This is a genomic window from Flavobacterium xizangense (genome assembly GCF_054075145.1).
In genome coordinates, this window is record NZ_JBSIPG010000282.1 from 1 (window position 1) to 242 (window position 242).

The 242-nt window shown below is 37.2% G+C and carries 1 protein-coding gene; it reads right to left on the reverse strand.

Translation table 11 applies throughout. The features are described 5' to 3' along the window. Positions 1 to 242: hypothetical protein (locus ACWA1B_RS23445; protein ID WP_456911092.1), on the reverse strand; the 242-nt coding region annotated here is incomplete at both ends.

Below are 242 nucleotides of genomic sequence, written 5' to 3' on the forward strand. Positions count from 1 at the left end.
CCCCAGAAAGCATGAGAGCGGATTGGGGATGGAGGGCTATGGTTATTTTTCTTTTTCCTAAGTAGTTTATTTGCAGGAATAATGAAGCGGTATCTTCTGCTTCTATGCCAGCTGCAAATATCTGCCGTAACCTTAATCTTTATCTTTTTAGAATTTACTTTTAAAACCGGAATCTGTTGTTGTCTGTGCTGAAATTTTTGTGACTTCTCTAAAACGGGGACTAAGTTTTTTTTTCTGTTATG